Source organism: Pseudomonas sp. NPDC086251 (assembly GCF_044746405.1).
Classification (GTDB): domain Bacteria; phylum Pseudomonadota; class Gammaproteobacteria; order Pseudomonadales; family Pseudomonadaceae; genus Aquipseudomonas.
This window is the reverse complement of sequence record NZ_JBIVBY010000030.1, coordinates 21798-35093: the sequence shown is the minus strand read 5'-3', so window position 1 is coordinate 35093 and position 13296 is coordinate 21798. Positions and strand designations below refer to the sequence as shown.

The 13296-nt window shown below is 59.6% G+C and carries 13 protein-coding genes; 6 read left to right on the top strand and 7 right to left on the bottom strand.

The features are described 5' to 3' along the window. Nucleotides 1–89: 89 nt before the first annotated feature. From ACIPL2_RS27435 to ACIPL2_RS27420, 4 genes are all read right to left on the bottom strand, one after another. On the bottom strand, nucleotides 90–1217 hold the full coding sequence (locus ACIPL2_RS27435) for an NAD(P)/FAD-dependent oxidoreductase (RefSeq protein ID WP_401361710.1): 1128 nt from the start codon (nucleotides 1215–1217) through the stop codon (nucleotides 90–92). Between the two features lie 227 nt (nucleotides 1218–1444). Beyond that, nucleotides 1445–2392, bottom strand: a complete 948-nt coding sequence (locus ACIPL2_RS27430) for an ornithine cyclodeaminase family protein (RefSeq protein WP_401361708.1) — start codon at nucleotides 2390–2392, stop codon at nucleotides 1445–1447. A 126-nt stretch (nucleotides 2393–2518) separates the two neighbouring features. Next, nucleotides 2519–4006 carry an ATP-dependent RNA helicase RhlB gene (rhlB, locus tag ACIPL2_RS27425; RefSeq protein ID WP_401361705.1) on the bottom strand — a complete coding sequence of 496 codons (1488 nt, stop codon included), beginning with the start codon at nucleotides 4004–4006 and terminating at the stop codon, nucleotides 2519–2521. Nucleotides 4007–4102: 96 nt separating this feature from the next. Then, a complete protein-coding gene (locus ACIPL2_RS27420; RefSeq protein WP_401361703.1) occupies nucleotides 4103–4759 on the bottom strand; it encodes an alpha/beta hydrolase in 657 nt (218 codons plus the stop codon). Nucleotides 4760–5228: 469 nt separating this feature from the next. Here ACIPL2_RS27420 and ACIPL2_RS27415 point away from each other — a divergent pair, with 469 nt between their 5' ends. From ACIPL2_RS27415 to ACIPL2_RS27400, 4 genes are all read left to right on the top strand, one after another. After that, nucleotides 5229–6257, top strand: a complete 1029-nt coding sequence (locus ACIPL2_RS27415) for an amino acid ABC transporter substrate-binding protein (RefSeq protein ID WP_059406254.1) — start codon at nucleotides 5229–5231, stop codon at nucleotides 6255–6257. A gap of 65 nt (nucleotides 6258–6322) precedes the next feature. Next, the gene (locus tag ACIPL2_RS27410; protein WP_401361700.1) at nucleotides 6323–7504 is read left to right on the top strand and encodes an amino acid ABC transporter permease; all 1182 of its coding nucleotides are present in this window, start codon (nucleotides 6323–6325) and stop codon (nucleotides 7502–7504) included. Between the two features lie 10 nt (nucleotides 7505–7514). After that, nucleotides 7515–8612, top strand: coding sequence for an amino acid ABC transporter permease (locus ACIPL2_RS27405; RefSeq protein ID WP_401361697.1), 1098 nt, complete (start codon nucleotides 7515–7517; stop codon nucleotides 8610–8612). Nucleotides 8613–8622: 10 nt separating this feature from the next. After that, on the top strand, nucleotides 8623–9387 hold the full coding sequence (locus tag ACIPL2_RS27400) for an amino acid ABC transporter ATP-binding protein (RefSeq protein WP_008147575.1): 765 nt from the start codon (nucleotides 8623–8625) through the stop codon (nucleotides 9385–9387). 55 nt (nucleotides 9388–9442) lie between these two features. Here the strand turns inward: ACIPL2_RS27400 and ACIPL2_RS27395 are convergent, their stop codons facing one another. Both ACIPL2_RS27395 and ACIPL2_RS27390 read right to left on the bottom strand, forming a co-directional pair. Beyond that, nucleotides 9443–9934 (bottom strand): type II toxin-antitoxin system MqsA family antitoxin, encoded by a 492-nt coding sequence (locus ACIPL2_RS27395; RefSeq protein WP_401361695.1) that lies wholly within the window; start codon nucleotides 9932–9934, stop codon nucleotides 9443–9445. After that, on the bottom strand, nucleotides 9931–10242 hold the full coding sequence (locus ACIPL2_RS27390) for a type II toxin-antitoxin system MqsR family toxin (RefSeq protein ID WP_401361693.1): 312 nt from the start codon (nucleotides 10240–10242) through the stop codon (nucleotides 9931–9933). Before ACIPL2_RS27390 ends, ACIPL2_RS27395 begins: the two co-directional genes overlap by 4 nt. A 167-nt stretch (nucleotides 10243–10409) precedes the next feature. On the opposite strand from ACIPL2_RS27390, the gene ACIPL2_RS27385 reads away from it, so the two are divergent. Together ACIPL2_RS27385 and ACIPL2_RS27380 are read left to right on the top strand one after the other, a co-directional pair. After that, on the top strand, nucleotides 10410–11069 hold the full coding sequence (locus ACIPL2_RS27385) for a FadR/GntR family transcriptional regulator (protein ID WP_401361690.1): 660 nt from the start codon (nucleotides 10410–10412) through the stop codon (nucleotides 11067–11069). Then, nucleotides 11059–12366, top strand: a complete 1308-nt coding sequence (locus ACIPL2_RS27380) for a CynX/NimT family MFS transporter (RefSeq protein WP_401361687.1) — start codon at nucleotides 11059–11061, stop codon at nucleotides 12364–12366. Before ACIPL2_RS27385 ends, ACIPL2_RS27380 begins: the two co-directional genes overlap by 11 nt. Nucleotides 12367–12593: 227 nt before the next feature. Here ACIPL2_RS27380 and ACIPL2_RS27375 read toward each other — a convergent pair whose 3' ends face one another. Next, on the bottom strand, nucleotides 12594–13211 hold the full coding sequence (locus tag ACIPL2_RS27375; RefSeq protein WP_401361684.1) for a DUF1120 domain-containing protein: 618 nt from the start codon (nucleotides 13209–13211) through the stop codon (nucleotides 12594–12596). Nucleotides 13212–13296 lie beyond the last annotated feature (85 nt).

Below are 13296 nucleotides of genomic sequence, written 5' to 3'. Positions count from 1 at the left end.
GTGGAGCTCCAGGCAGCATCAGCGCCCCATCAAAAAAGGGCGCTGGAAGTTTGCCGTAATCGTGTCGACACGTCACCTGAGGGCGAACATCAGCCCAGGCGAGCGGGGGAGAGCATCCCGGCGTCGAGGCCGAAACGCGTGAGTGGCTCGGGCAACGCTTCGCCGCGCACCAGTGCGGCGCTGGCCTGGCCCATGGCGGGCGAGGTCTGGATGCCGTAGCCGCCTTGTGCCGCGACCCAGAACAACCCCGGCACTTGCGGATCGAACCCGGACAGCAAATCGCCGTCGCTGACGAAACTGCGCAAACCGGCCCAGGTTCGAGTCGGACGGCGGATGGTCAGCGTGGTGGCTTCTTCGATCTGGTAGATGCCCATCGCGATGTCCAGCTCTTCGGGCTGCACGTCGTGCGGTTCCACCGGGTCGGCGTTGGCCGGCGAGCCGAGGAACATGCCGGCATCGGGTTTCATGTAGAACGATTCGTCGAGGCTGACCAGCATCGGCCAATGGTGAATGTCCACGCCTTCCGGGCCGGCGAAGATGAACGCGGCACGGCGCTTGGGTTGCAGGCCCAGTGGCTTGGCGCCCGCCAGTTCACCGATCTTGTCAGCCCAGGCACCGGCAGCATTGATGATCACCGGGGCGCTGAAGGTCTGGCCATTGGTTTGCACATGCCACAGGCCTTCGGCGTCATGGCTCAGGCTCAGGACTTCGCTGTCGGTGTGAACTTCACCTTTATTGCGGCGGATACCGCGCAGATAACCCTGGTGCAAGGCGTCGGTGTCGATGTCGCTGGCGGTCGGGTCGTAGATCGCGCCGTGGACTTTCTCCCGGCGCAGGATCGGCAGGCGTGCGCAGGCTTCATCGGCGCTGAGCAGTTGCATCTCGGTCACGGTGGCTTTGGCGCTGAGGTATTGGTTGTTCAGTTCGGCCGGGTCGCCGGTGAAGTCGACGGTCATTTCGCCGCGCGGGGTCAGCAGCGGGTGCTCGCAGAAACCGGCTGGCGGGGCGTCGAAGAAATCCCGACTGGCCAGGGTCAGCGCCCGAACCTGCGGTGTGCCATAGGCGGCGGTAAACAGCGCGGCCGAACGTCCGGTGGAGTGATAGGCCGGATGGGATTCGCGTTCGAGCACGATCACCCGGGCGTGCTGCGACAGCCAGAAACCGGTGGAAGCGCCGGCAATCCCGCCGCCGATGATGATGAAATCTGCCTGGCTCATGAACGTCTCCTGATGGGGCGAAAATGCCAAAATTGTAGAGCCCCCCTGTTGGACGGCGGGGCTGGCACCTTGGAACACTGGAACTGTAGGAGCTGTCGAGTGAAACGAGGCTGCGATCTTTTGATCTTGATCTTGATCTTGAAAAAACAGGGTCAAAAGATCGCAGCCTCGTTTCACTCGACAGCTCCTACAGGGGGGGCTGTGTTCAGGGGTATAGGGTTGTGGTGTCAGGGCTGTAGAAGGTAGATGGCATTCGCCAGTGCGATGTCTTCCAGGCCCAGGCCGATCGAGCGGAAGAACACATGACGGTCATAGTCAGGGCGTTTTACCTTCTCGCTGAGCAAATCGGGCAGGTCGCCGACGATGGCGCTTTTGTCCCAGCCATGTTGCTCGCCCGCAATCAGCATCTCGCCCGCCGAGCCCGGGGTGGTCAGACGATAGTCACAGTACACCTGCATGTCATTGAGGCTCTGCGGCGGTACCTCGTGGGCGCGCGGGGCATTAGTGCTGATGGAGGTGATCAGCGCCGGTTTGCTCAAGGTGGCCGGGTCGATCACCGGACCTGCGGACGAGGTGCACAACATGATCACATCGGCGTCCTGAATCGCGACTTCGCGAGTGTCGGCGATGGTCAGGCGCGGATCGAGGCTTCTGAGCCGGGCCAGTTCCTCGGGGTTGCTTTCGCTCAAGCCCGGCGAGTACAGGCTGATGCTCTGCCAGTCACGCAGGCCCTTCACATAATGCAGGTGCGCCTGAGCGACTTTGCCGCTGCCGATGATCGCCAGGCGCCGTGCGTTAATCGGGGCGAGGGCATCGACTGCCACCGCCGTGGTTGCGGCAGTGCGCGCGGTGGTCAGTTCGCCGGCATCGCAAAGCAGCAGCGGTTGGCCGGACTGCATCGACATCAACAGCGTCCAGGCCGTCACCAACGGGCCTTGCTCGCGGACGATGTAGGGCGAGGTCTTGACCCCGTAAACACCGTCTTCGGCCAGCACGCCCAGGTAGTTGATGAAGTCGCCAGCCCCCTGTGGAAACTCCACCAGTTGTTGCGCCGGTTGCACCGCTTGCCCGGCGGCCAGGTCACGGAACAGTTTGCGCAGGATCTGCGGCACGTCGACCTGCGCCAGCAACTCGCGGGCCTGGGATTGATTGATCACGTAAGGCGTACTGGACATGGTCGGCTCCGGGACTGGAAGTAAACTAATTTGTCTATTATGGACTTTTAGTTGTCTTGGGCAATGTCCGGACGAAAAAAAAGCGCAGTCCGTTTCCGGCTGCGCCTCTTGATCAATGCGCCCGCGTTATGGCCGCTTGCGCTCAACCGCCCGCAGTAGATGCGTCGGTGGTGTTTCACAGCTGATCTTGCGACCCAGCAGCGCCTCGATGGACGGTAGCTGGTAGGAGTCGTCTTCACCGGCAAAGCTGATGGACACACCATCGGCGCCGGCACGACCGGTACGACCGATCCGGTGCACATAGTCGTCCGGGACTTCCGGCAAGGTGAAGTTGATCACATGGCTGATGCCGTCGATGTGAATACCGCGACCCGCCACATCGGTGGCGACCAGCACGCGGATCTTGCCTTCGCGGAAACCTTCCAGGGTCTTGATCCGCTTGTGCTGCGGCACGTCGCCGGACAGCTGCGCGGCGTTGACGCCATCGCGCACCAGGCGTTCTTCGATGCGCCGCACTTCATCCTTGCGATTGGCGAAGACCATCACCCGCTCCCAACCGTTGTCGTTGACCAGGTTGTAGAGCAGTTTGTATTTGTCGGCACCGGCCACGGCGTAGATGTGTTGCTCGACATTTTCGCTGGCCACGTTCTGCGACTCGATCTCGACGATCGATGGGTCGGTGGTCCATTGCTTGGCGAGGTTCATCACGTCTTCGGTGAAGGTCGCGGAGAACAGCAGCGTCTGACGCTCGTTCTTCGGCGGCGTCTGGCGAATGATCTGACGCACTTGTGGGATGAAACCCATGTCGAGCATCCGGTCGGCTTCGTCCAGGACCATGACTTCGACCATGTCCAGGTGAACGTCGCCGCGCTGGTTGAAGTCCAGCAGGCGGCCCGGTGTGGCCACGAGGATGTCGCAGTGACGGGCTTCGAGGTTTTTGAGTTGCTTGTCGAAGTCCATACCGCCCACGAACGTCATGACATTCAGGCCGGTGTACTTGGTCAGGTCGGCCGCGTCCTTGGCGATCTGCACCACCAGTTCACGGGTCGGCGCGATGATCAGCGCCCGTGGCTCGCCCATGTAGCGTTCTTTGGGCGGCGGGGTTTCCAGCAGTTGGGTGATGATCGAGATCAGGAACGCAGCGGTTTTGCCGGTGCCGGTCTGGGCGCGACCGATGGCGTCTTTGCCCGCGAGGGTAAAGCCAAGCACTTGCGCCTGGATCGGCGTGCAATACGGGAAGCCCAGGTCTTGGATGGCGTGCATCAGTTCGGGGGCGAGTTTGAAATCGTGGAAACGGGTTTTGCCTTCCTGGGGTTCGACGGCGAAGTCTTCGAGTTTCCAGGGAATGACCGGCGCTTTTGGCTTCGGTTCGCGACGCAGTTTTGCAGGTTTCGGCGTTTCGCTGCGCGGTGGTTCGGCGGCGAAAATCTCGACAGGTTGGGCGACCGGAGTGGTCACGGGCTCGTGCTTCGGTGCCGCTGCGGGGGCGGACCGGCCAGGCTGATGACCGTCGGTGCGGTGGCTGGGGATGTGAGACGGAGCGCTGGAGACTGGCGCGAGCTGCTCAGTCTCGCTTTTACCGAACATTTTCTTGAGTGCTTTGAGCACGGTCATCTCATCAATTGATTAAGGAATATACGCCGGCCAGTGTAATGCAAGAATCGGGCGCGGCGTAGTGGGATGATCAATGGGCGCTTTTTAACGCAAAAGCTATCGCAGGCGTTCGCTGAGCCAGACGCCGATGTCGCGAATTTCCTCGGGTAACACTTCGTGGCCCATTGGGTATTCCTGCCATGTCACGGTGACACCACGCTGCTTTAAATGCTCGTAGGCGGCCCGGCCCATGGAGTTTTGCACGACGTCATCGTACTGGCCGTGCAAAGACAGCACGGGAATGCGCTGCTGGCTGGCGGAAAGCTCCAGTTGATCGCTGAAGGTCGGTGCATAGGTCGAGAGGGCAAGTACGCCACCCAGCGCTCCCTGCCATTTCACAAACGCGGTGTGTAACGCCACCGCACCACCTTGGGAAAAACCTGCCAGGAATATCCGCGAGGCGTCTATTCCGATGGCGCGCTCCACTTCGATCAAATTGACGATCCTCTGCGCCGACTCTTCCAGCTGTTCGCGGTTGATCGCGCGCGCGGGGCTCATGGCCAATATGTCGTACCAGCTCGGCATCTCGTAACCACCATTGATGGTCACGGCGCAGGTCGGTGCCTGCGGCAGAACGAAGCGGGTGGTCAGCAGGGTTTCCTGCAACGCTTCGGCCACCGGCAGGAAGTCGTAGCGGTCGGCGCCCAGGCCGTGCAGCCAGATAACGCAGGCGTCTGCGGGCTTGACGGGTTGAAGAATCAAGGGCTCGGTCATGGCTGCTCCAATTTTGTGCGTGCGCTCTCATTAAGTGCGAGAGGTGAGTGCGCGTCTGGTTGATCAGTTAAGAAGATGTCGCAAGGCTACAAGTTTTGCTATTGACCTGTCGCTTAACCGCTTAAGCGAGCGGTCTGGTACGGGCTTTGCTATGGGGAAACGGTGCAACCCATCTCACGCCTTGCGGTAACACTATCAGTGTACTGCTGGTGGCGGGATAGCAAAGAATCCGGTGATGGATGTTCGCCAGTGGCCGCTACGGGCTTCGCGAACGTGAAAGGGCTACAGCCCGTTCGGCCGATTGGTGAGAAGTGAGTTGTCCATGATGTGGATTTTCTCCTACTAGACTCATAGCGCAGGTCCTAACGTCGGTTGACCCTAAAAAAAGCCAACACGGGTCGACTACGCCTCATAAGGGTGCAGACAGGACTCAAGCTCCGACACAACAAGAGCAAAACTGGAGGTTTGAATGAAGATGTTGAAATCCACCCTGGCTATCGTGACTGCAGCCGCAGTACTCGGTGTCAGTGGGTTCGCTCAGGCGGGTGCAACCCTGGATGCAGTGCAGAAGAAAGGTTTCGTACAGTGCGGCGTCAGTGACGGTCTGCCGGGCTTCTCGGTTCCGGACTCTACCGGCAAGATCATCGGTATCGATGCCGACGTCTGCCGCGCTGTGGCCGCTGCCGTTTTCGGCGATGCGACCAAGGTCAAGTTCAGCCAGTTGAACGCCAAAGAGCGCTTCACCGCGCTGCAGTCCGGCGAAATCGACGTGCTGTCGCGTAACACCACCTGGACCAGCTCCCGCGATTCGGGCATGGGCCTGGTGTTTGCCGGCGTGACTTACTACGACGGCATCGGCTTCCTGGTGAACAACAAGCTGGGCGTAAAAAGCGCTAAAGAGCTCGACGGCGCCACCATCTGCATTCAAGCCGGTACCACCACCGAGCTGAACGTTTCCGACTACTTCCGCGGCAACGGTCTGAAGTACACCCCGATCACTTTCGACACCTCCGATGAAAGCGCCAAGTCGCTGGAATCCGGTCGTTGCGACGTGCTGACCTCCGACAAATCCCAGCTCTACGCACAACGCAGCAAGCTGGCGACTCCGACCGACTACGTCGTTCTGCCGGAAACCATCTCCAAGGAGCCACTGGGCCCGGTCGTGCGTAAAGGCGACGAAGAGTGGTTCAGCATCGTCAAGTGGACCCTGTTCGCCATGCTCAACGCTGAAGAAATGGGTATCACCCAGAAAAACGTTGAAGCTGAAGCCAAATCCACCAAGAACCCGGACGTTGCTCGTCTGCTGGGCGCTGACGGTGAATACGGCAAAGACCTGAAAGTGAAGAAAGACTGGGTCGTGCAGATCGTCAAGCAAGTGGGTAACTACGGTGAAGTGTTCGAGAAAAACCTCGGCAAGAGCACTCCACTGGCCATTGACCGCGGGCTGAACGCTCTGTGGAACAACGGCGGCATTCAATACGCACCACCAGTGCGCTGATGGTTCTATCACCCGGTGGGCCAACCGCCGGGTGATGTTCTGTTCCATTATTTCCGGGGCACTTCATGCAAAATTCAATCGGCGCACCAAAGCAGAGGCTCAGCCTCAGCGATCCAAAAGTGCGTGCGTGGCTGTTTCAGATCATCACCATTGTGGCGGTGGTCTCGATGGGCTGGTATCTGTTCGATAATACGCAGACCAACCTTCAACACCGGGGCATTACCTCCGGCTTCAGCTTTCTGGAGCGCAGTGCCGGTTTCGGCATCGCTCAACACCTGATCGACTACACCGAATCGGACAGCTATGCCCGGGTGTTTGTCATCGGCCTGCTCAATACGCTGCTGGTGACCTTCATCGGCGTGATCCTGGCGACGATCCTCGGGTTCATCGTCGGTGTGTCACGACTGTCGAAGAACTGGATCATTGCCAAGCTGGCGACGGTGTATGTCGAGGTTTTCCGTAACATTCCGCCGCTGCTGCAAATCCTGTTCTGGTACTTCGCGGTGTTCCTGACCATGCCGGGACCGCGTAACAGCCATAACTTCGGCGACACCTTCTTCGTCAGCAGCCGTGGCCTGAACATGCCGGCCGCGTTGACGGCGGACGGATTCTGGCCGTTTGTGGTCAGCATCGTCGTGGCCATCGTCGCCATCGTACTGATGAGCCGCTGGGCCACCAAACGCTTCGAAGAGACCGGTGTTCCCTTCCACAAATTCTGGGTCGGCCTGGCGCTGTTCCTGGTGATCCCGGCGCTGTGCGCGTTGATCTTCGGTGCGCCCGTGCACTGGGAAATGCCCAAGCTGCAAGGCTTCAACTTCGTCGGTGGCTGGGTGTTGATCCCGGAACTGCTGGCGCTGACCCTGGCCCTGACGGTGTACACCGCGGCGTTTATCGCCGAGATCGTGCGTTCGGGTATCAAGTCGGTCAGCCACGGCCAGACCGAAGCGGCGCACTCGTTGGGGCTGCGTAACGGCCCGACCCTGCGCAAGGTGATCATCCCGCAAGCCCTGCGCGTGATCATTCCGCCGCTGACCAGCCAATACCTGAACCTGGCGAAAAACTCCTCGCTGGCGGCCGGTATCGGTTATCCGGAAATGGTCTCGTTGTTTGCCGGTACGGTGCTGAACCAGACCGGGCAGGCGATCGAGGTGATTGCGATCACCATGAGCGTGTACCTGGCGATCAGTATCAGCATTTCCCTGCTGATGAACTGGTACAACAAGCGCATTGCGCTGATCGAGCGGTAAGGAAAAGCGCATGAGTACTCATACTTTCAAACCTGACATGCCACCCCCGAACCGCAGCATCGGTGTCGTGGCGTGGATGCGCGCGAACATGTTCTCCAGCTGGCTCAACACTCTGCTGACCCTGTTCGCGTTCTACCTGATCTACCTGGTGGTGCCACCGATCCTGAGTTGGGCGATTCTCGATGCCAACTGGGTCGGCACCACGCGCGCCGACTGCACGAAGGAGGGCGCCTGCTGGGTGTTCATCCAACAGCGCTTCGGCCAGTTCATGTACGGCTACTACCCGACAGACTTGCGCTGGCGTGTGGACCTGACCGTGTGGCTGGCGGTCATCGGCGTGGCACCGTTGTTCATCTCGCGCTTTCACCGTAAAGCGGTGTATGGCCTGAGTTTCCTGGTGCTGTACCCGATCATTGCCTACTTCCTGCTGCATGGCGGCCTCTTCGGCCTGACCACCGTGGCGACCAGCCAATGGGGCGGCCTGATGCTGACCCTGGTGATCGCGACCGTCGGTATTGCCGGTGCGCTGCCGCTGGGGATTGTCCTGGCGCTGGGCCGTCGTTCGAACATGCCGGCGATTCGAGTGGTCTGCGTGACCTTCATCGAGTTCTGGCGTGGCGTGCCGTTGATCACGGTGCTGTTCATGTCTTCGGTGATGCTGCCGTTGTTCCTGCCGGAAGGCATGAACTTCGACAAACTGCTGCGGGCACTGATCGGCGTGATCCTGTTCCAGTCGGCCTATGTGGCTGAAGTGGTGCGGGGCGGTCTGCAAGCGATTCCCAAAGGTCAGTACGAAGCGGCTGCGGCGATGGGCCTCGGTTACTGGCGCAGCATGGGCCTGGTGATTCTGCCGCAAGCCCTGAAACTGGTCATCCCGGGCATCGTCAACACCTTCATCGCGCTGTTCAAGGACACGAGCCTGGTGATCATCATCGGCCTGTTCGACTTGCTCAACAGCGTCAAACAAGCCGCCGCCGACCCGAAATGGTTGGGCATGGCCACCGAAGGCTATGTGTTCGCGGCCCTGGTGTTCTGGATTTTCTGTTTTGGTATGTCGCGCTATTCCATGCATCTGGAACGCAAGCTCGACACTGGCCACAAGCGTTAGGAGTTCTGTAATGAGCGAAGCAATCAAAAAGCCTGTGAGCCCTGAAGGCATTATTCAGATGCAGGGCGTGAACAAGTGGTACGGCCAGTTCCACGTGCTGAAAGACATCAACCTGAACGTTAAACAGGGCGAGCGTATCGTCCTGTGCGGCCCGTCGGGTTCTGGTAAATCGACCACCATTCGTTGCCTCAACCGCCTGGAAGAACACCAGCAGGGCCGCATCGTGGTCGACGGTGTGGAGCTGACCAACGACCTCAAGCAGATCGAATCGGTTCGCCGTGAAGTCGGCATGGTGTTCCAGCACTTCAACCTGTTCCCGCACCTGACCATCCTGCAGAACTGCACCCTGGCGCCGATGTGGGTACGCAAGATGCCCAAGCGCAAGGCCGAGGAAATCGCCATGCATTACCTGGAGCGCGTACGCATTCCAGAGCAGGCGCATAAATTCCCGGGGCAACTGTCCGGCGGTCAGCAACAGCGCGTGGCGATTGCCCGTGCGCTGTGCATGAAACCGAAAATCATGCTGTTCGACGAACCGACTTCGGCACTCGACCCCGAGATGGTGAAGGAGGTGCTCGACACCATGATCGGCCTGGCCGAAGACGGCATGACCATGCTCTGCGTGACCCACGAAATGGGTTTCGCCCGTACCGTGGCCAACCGCGTGATCTTCATGGACAAGGGCGAAATCGTTGAGCAGGCTGCGCCGAACGACTTCTTTGATAATCCGCAGAATGAGCGGACGAAGTTGTTCCTGAGCCAGATTTTGCATTGATGGCAGGCTGACTGGTAAAACAAACCCGGCCTCGCGCCGGGTTTGTTTTTTGGAGTCAGGACACGGTGAGCGTTTTGTGTCCTTTGTGCTCAGTAAATTTGAACGCTCCTCTCAAATCCGCTCCTTCAGCCAGGACCTGCGCATCGGCGAGTAAATGCGGGTAACGATCCAGCAGGCGCATGAGCAGCATTAACGCTTTCGGCGGAAGTACTTCACCGCGTTCATACCGTGAAAACGCGTTGTGCCCGCCGCCTGACAGCAGTTGCACCGTTTCTTTCTGCGTAAGGTGCAATTTGCGACGGATACGCTTCATCTCGGCACCGATCATTCGCCTGGCAGCAATAACCAACGCATCACCTGCTTCCCCATAACGTTCCGCACTATCGGTATCGGCGTCCCATTCGACTTCACCGCATTTCTGGCACTCCCAGCCAGAAAGATCATCTACTCGGCGCTCCATGCCTTTGACACTCAGGGTTTCGCCGCGTCCCTCGAAATGTCTCATTCCCTCACGTGCACCGCAGCTGAAACATTGCTGGGTTTTCATGGGTTTTTCTCCTTGAAGGAGATTACCGGTGGGCCGCCGGCAGGGCGGTATGTCACCTTGATGTAGATCTCCAGATCTTGTGAATTGATGTGATACACGTCCTGCCAGACTTGATGATCGTCATAGGTGGTCATCGATTTGTACAACATCCTGTTCTGCAACTCGAAAACGATCTCTTGCATCTCTCTGACGTTAAAGCCCAGATCCAGACCGGTTTTTTCCGCAGTCTTGGTGAAGGCCTTTCTTCCGAGCCGCCTGACATCCTCCTTGATCACCGCGAGGTTGTAATGGGGTGTGTTCTTCTCCATAAGAATCCGTGAACCCTGTCCCTGAAATTACCCTTAAAGGGTAATTTTGACTAATCGAAAATTCCGCTCCATTTCCCTCTCTCTGACCGTAGGCGGTTGCCGTCCTACATGAAGCTGACTAACATGTCAGAAAAATCATCCTATGATTGGATGAAAGGGCGATTCCTATGTCAGACATTTCTCCATTAGTTAAACGTTCCTTGGTCGATCAGGCCCTCGAACAGTTGCGCCTGCGCATCACGGAAGGTGTCTGGACGGTCGGCCAGCGCTTGCCCACCGAACCGGAACTGTCCGCTGAGCTGGGCATCAGCCGCAACACCGTGCGTGAGGCCATGCGCGTTCTGGCCTTTTCCGGGTTGATCGAAATTCGTCAGGGCGACGGTAGTTATCTGCGGGCGGTCATCGACCCGCTGGACACCATGAAAGCGTTGTCCCGTTGCTCTCATGAGCAGGCGCGGGAGACGCGACACATCCTCGAAGTCGAGGCCATTGGCCTGGCCGCGTTGCGCCGCACCGATGAAGACCTGGTGGCATTGCGCGAAGCGCTGGGTGTCAGCGGTAGTCACTACCACGGTGATCTCGACAGCTACATCGCTTGCGACCTGGTGTTCCATCGCCGTCTGGTGGACGCCGCGCACAACCCGACGCTCAGCGAGTTGTACGGCTATTTCTCCAGCGTCGTCGGTGCGCATTTGCGCGAAACCCTGAACATCACGCCCCGACGCCAAGAGGTGTTCGACCTGCATATCGACCTGCTCGATGCCGTCGAACAACGCGACCCGGAACGGGCCAAAGCCCTGTCGAGGCAGTTGATCAATGAACCTTGAAACCGAGAACCCCATGTCCAGCCACAACAGCAACGTGACACCCGCCAAGCGCACGGCAGAGCTCGAAGAGTTGCTGATCGACGCCGAGGCCGATGACGAAGAGGTCCAGCGAAGCCACCCGATTTTGCGGCGGCCGTGGCTGTTGTTGCTGGGCCTGATTCTGGTGGCGCTGAACCTGCGTCCGGCGCTGTCGAGCATGGCGCCGATGCTCAGCGAGGTCTCAAAGACCCTCGGCTTGTCGGCGGCCCAAGCCGGTTTGCTGACGACGTTGCCGGTACTTTGCCTGGGCTTGTTTGCACCGTTGGCGCCGGTGCTGGCGCGTCGTTTTGGTGCCGAGCGCGTGGTGTTGGGGATTCTTCTGACCCTGGCCGGCGGGATCATTTTGCGCAGCTCGTTCGGCACCATCGGTCTGTTTGCCGGTAGCGTGCTGGCCGGCGCCAGCATCGGTGTCATCGGTGTTTTGCTGCCGGGCATCGTCAAACGCGACTTTGCCAAACACGCCGGGACCATGACCGGGGTCTACACCATGGCCCTGTGTCTGGGCGCGGCGATGGCGGCCGGCGCGACCGTGCCGTTGAGCGAGCATTTCGACAAGAGCTGGGCACTGGGCCTCGGCTTTTGGGTGGTTCCGGCATTGATCGCGGCGATGTTCTGGTTGCCGCAAGTCGGTCAGCAACATGCCTCGCACAATGTCGCCTACCGGGTACGCGGTTTGCTGCGTGATCCGCTGGCCTGGCAAGTGACGCTTTACATGGGCCTGCAATCGTCCCTGGCGTACATCGTGTTCGGCTGGTTGCCATCGATCCTGATCGGCCGTGGTCTGACGCCGACCCAGGCCGGTCTCGTGCTGTCGGGCTCAGTGATCGTGCAGCTGGCCAGTTCACTGGCGGCGCCATGGTTGGCGACGCGCGGCAAGGATCAGCGCCTGGCGATCGTCATCGTCATGGCCCTGACCCTCGGTGGTTTGTTCGGTTGCCTCTATGCGCCGATCGACGGATTGTGGGGCTGGGCGATCCTGCTCGGTCTGGGGCAGGGCGGCACGTTCAGCCTGGCGCTGACGTTGATCGTGTTGCGCTCGCGGGACGCGCATGTGGCGGCGAACCTGTCGAGCATGGCCCAGGGCTTCGGTTACACGCTGGCGTCCATGGGGCCGTTCGCGGTCGGCATCGTGCATGACTGGACCGGCGGCTGGAGCGCATTGGGCTGGATCTTCGGCGTGATCGGTCTGGGCGCAATCATCGCTGGCCTCGGCGCCGGGCGTTCGCTGTATGTGCAGGTGGTCAGCGAGAAAATTTAAGCGTGACCGGCGTCTACAATAGAGCACCTCCAGGGTCGCCGAACCATCGAGTGTCACATCGCCGCTCAAATCCAGCATCGAGGTAGGCGCGATGAGCGTTTCGACAGTGGCCCGGCTGCTCAGGTTCTGAATCTCAACGGCACCGGACCTGGCACCAAGGGACTCCGGGAGCGGAAGTCGGTGCTGAACCACTCGCCCTGACGCTGCGAGTGGTTCAGCGTCTGCGCTTACAGGTACATCATGTCGAACGTCACGGAGCCATTCATGTTGACCTCGCCAGTCAAGGTCAGGCTGTTGGCTGGGGCAATTTGGGTGCTGACCTCGAAGTCCATGGTGAGGTGCTGCACGTAAAGCGGGGTGCTGTGATCGGCGGCAGAGCCTACCGACAAGATGTACCCCGGGCTGGTGACGAAGGTTTTCGACCAGGATGTACCGTCGTCCTCGGAGTCGATCGCCTGTGCCGGCACGCCATCTGCCTGGGTGTTTTTCACGTCAACTCTCACGTAGCCCAGTTTTTCACCTGCATCAGTCATTCCCAGGCCGAACCAGGACCTGCTTGATTCCGTACCGGCCTGGTTGTCGGTCGGATTCAATGCGAACTGCGTCGGTGCATCACAGGTCACGGTCAATTGCAGCGGATGTGTGCCTACCAGGGTGTGCGTGGTTCGGTTGAGGTCTTTTGCGGAGATCTTGCCGTTGTCGACAATACCGCCACCGGACAGGCTCGGCTTGCACGCAGCAGGGGTGATGACACCGGTGACAGTCAGGTCAACCGACGACGCAAGGGCATAAGGCGCGATGCTGAACAGAGCGGTAGTCGAAAGTGCTGCTAAGTACTTTTTCATTGATGGATCTTCCTTTTCAGTTGTTGTCCTTGATTGCCCCCAGGATGCTTGAGCGCGCCCCGGGTTCGGCAAGGTTGGTTGGGTG

Bases quoted from the DNA above. Each gene is read 5' to 3' on its own strand.
- ACIPL2_RS27435 (WP_401361710.1), bottom strand. From the start codon at position 1,217: ATGAGCCAGGCAGATTTCATCATCATCGGCGGCGGGATTGCCGGCGCT.
- ACIPL2_RS27430 (WP_401361708.1), bottom strand. From the start codon at position 2,392: ATGTCCAGTACGCCTTACGTGATCAATCAATCCCAGGCCCGCGAGTTG.
- rhlB (WP_401361705.1), bottom strand. From the start codon at position 4,006: ATGACCGTGCTCAAAGCACTCAAGAAAATGTTCGGTAAAAGCGAGACT.
- ACIPL2_RS27420 (WP_401361703.1), bottom strand. From the start codon at position 4,759: ATGACCGAGCCCTTGATTCTTCAACCCGTCAAGCCCGCAGACGCCTGC.
- ACIPL2_RS27415 (WP_059406254.1), top strand. From the start codon at position 5,229: ATGAAGATGTTGAAATCCACCCTGGCTATCGTGACTGCAGCCGCAGTA.
- ACIPL2_RS27410 (WP_401361700.1), top strand. From the start codon at position 6,323: ATGCAAAATTCAATCGGCGCACCAAAGCAGAGGCTCAGCCTCAGCGAT.
- ACIPL2_RS27405 (WP_401361697.1), top strand. From the start codon at position 7,515: ATGAGTACTCATACTTTCAAACCTGACATGCCACCCCCGAACCGCAGC.
- ACIPL2_RS27400 (WP_008147575.1), top strand. From the start codon at position 8,623: ATGAGCGAAGCAATCAAAAAGCCTGTGAGCCCTGAAGGCATTATTCAG.
- ACIPL2_RS27395 (WP_401361695.1), bottom strand. From the start codon at position 9,934: ATGAAAACCCAGCAATGTTTCAGCTGCGGTGCACGTGAGGGAATGAGA.
- ACIPL2_RS27390 (WP_401361693.1), bottom strand. From the start codon at position 10,242: ATGGAGAAGAACACACCCCATTACAACCTCGCGGTGATCAAGGAGGAT.
- ACIPL2_RS27385 (WP_401361690.1), top strand. From the start codon at position 10,410: ATGTCAGACATTTCTCCATTAGTTAAACGTTCCTTGGTCGATCAGGCC.
- ACIPL2_RS27380 (WP_401361687.1), top strand. From the start codon at position 11,059: ATGAACCTTGAAACCGAGAACCCCATGTCCAGCCACAACAGCAACGTG.
- ACIPL2_RS27375 (WP_401361684.1), bottom strand. From the start codon at position 13,211: ATGAAAAAGTACTTAGCAGCACTTTCGACTACCGCTCTGTTCAGCATC.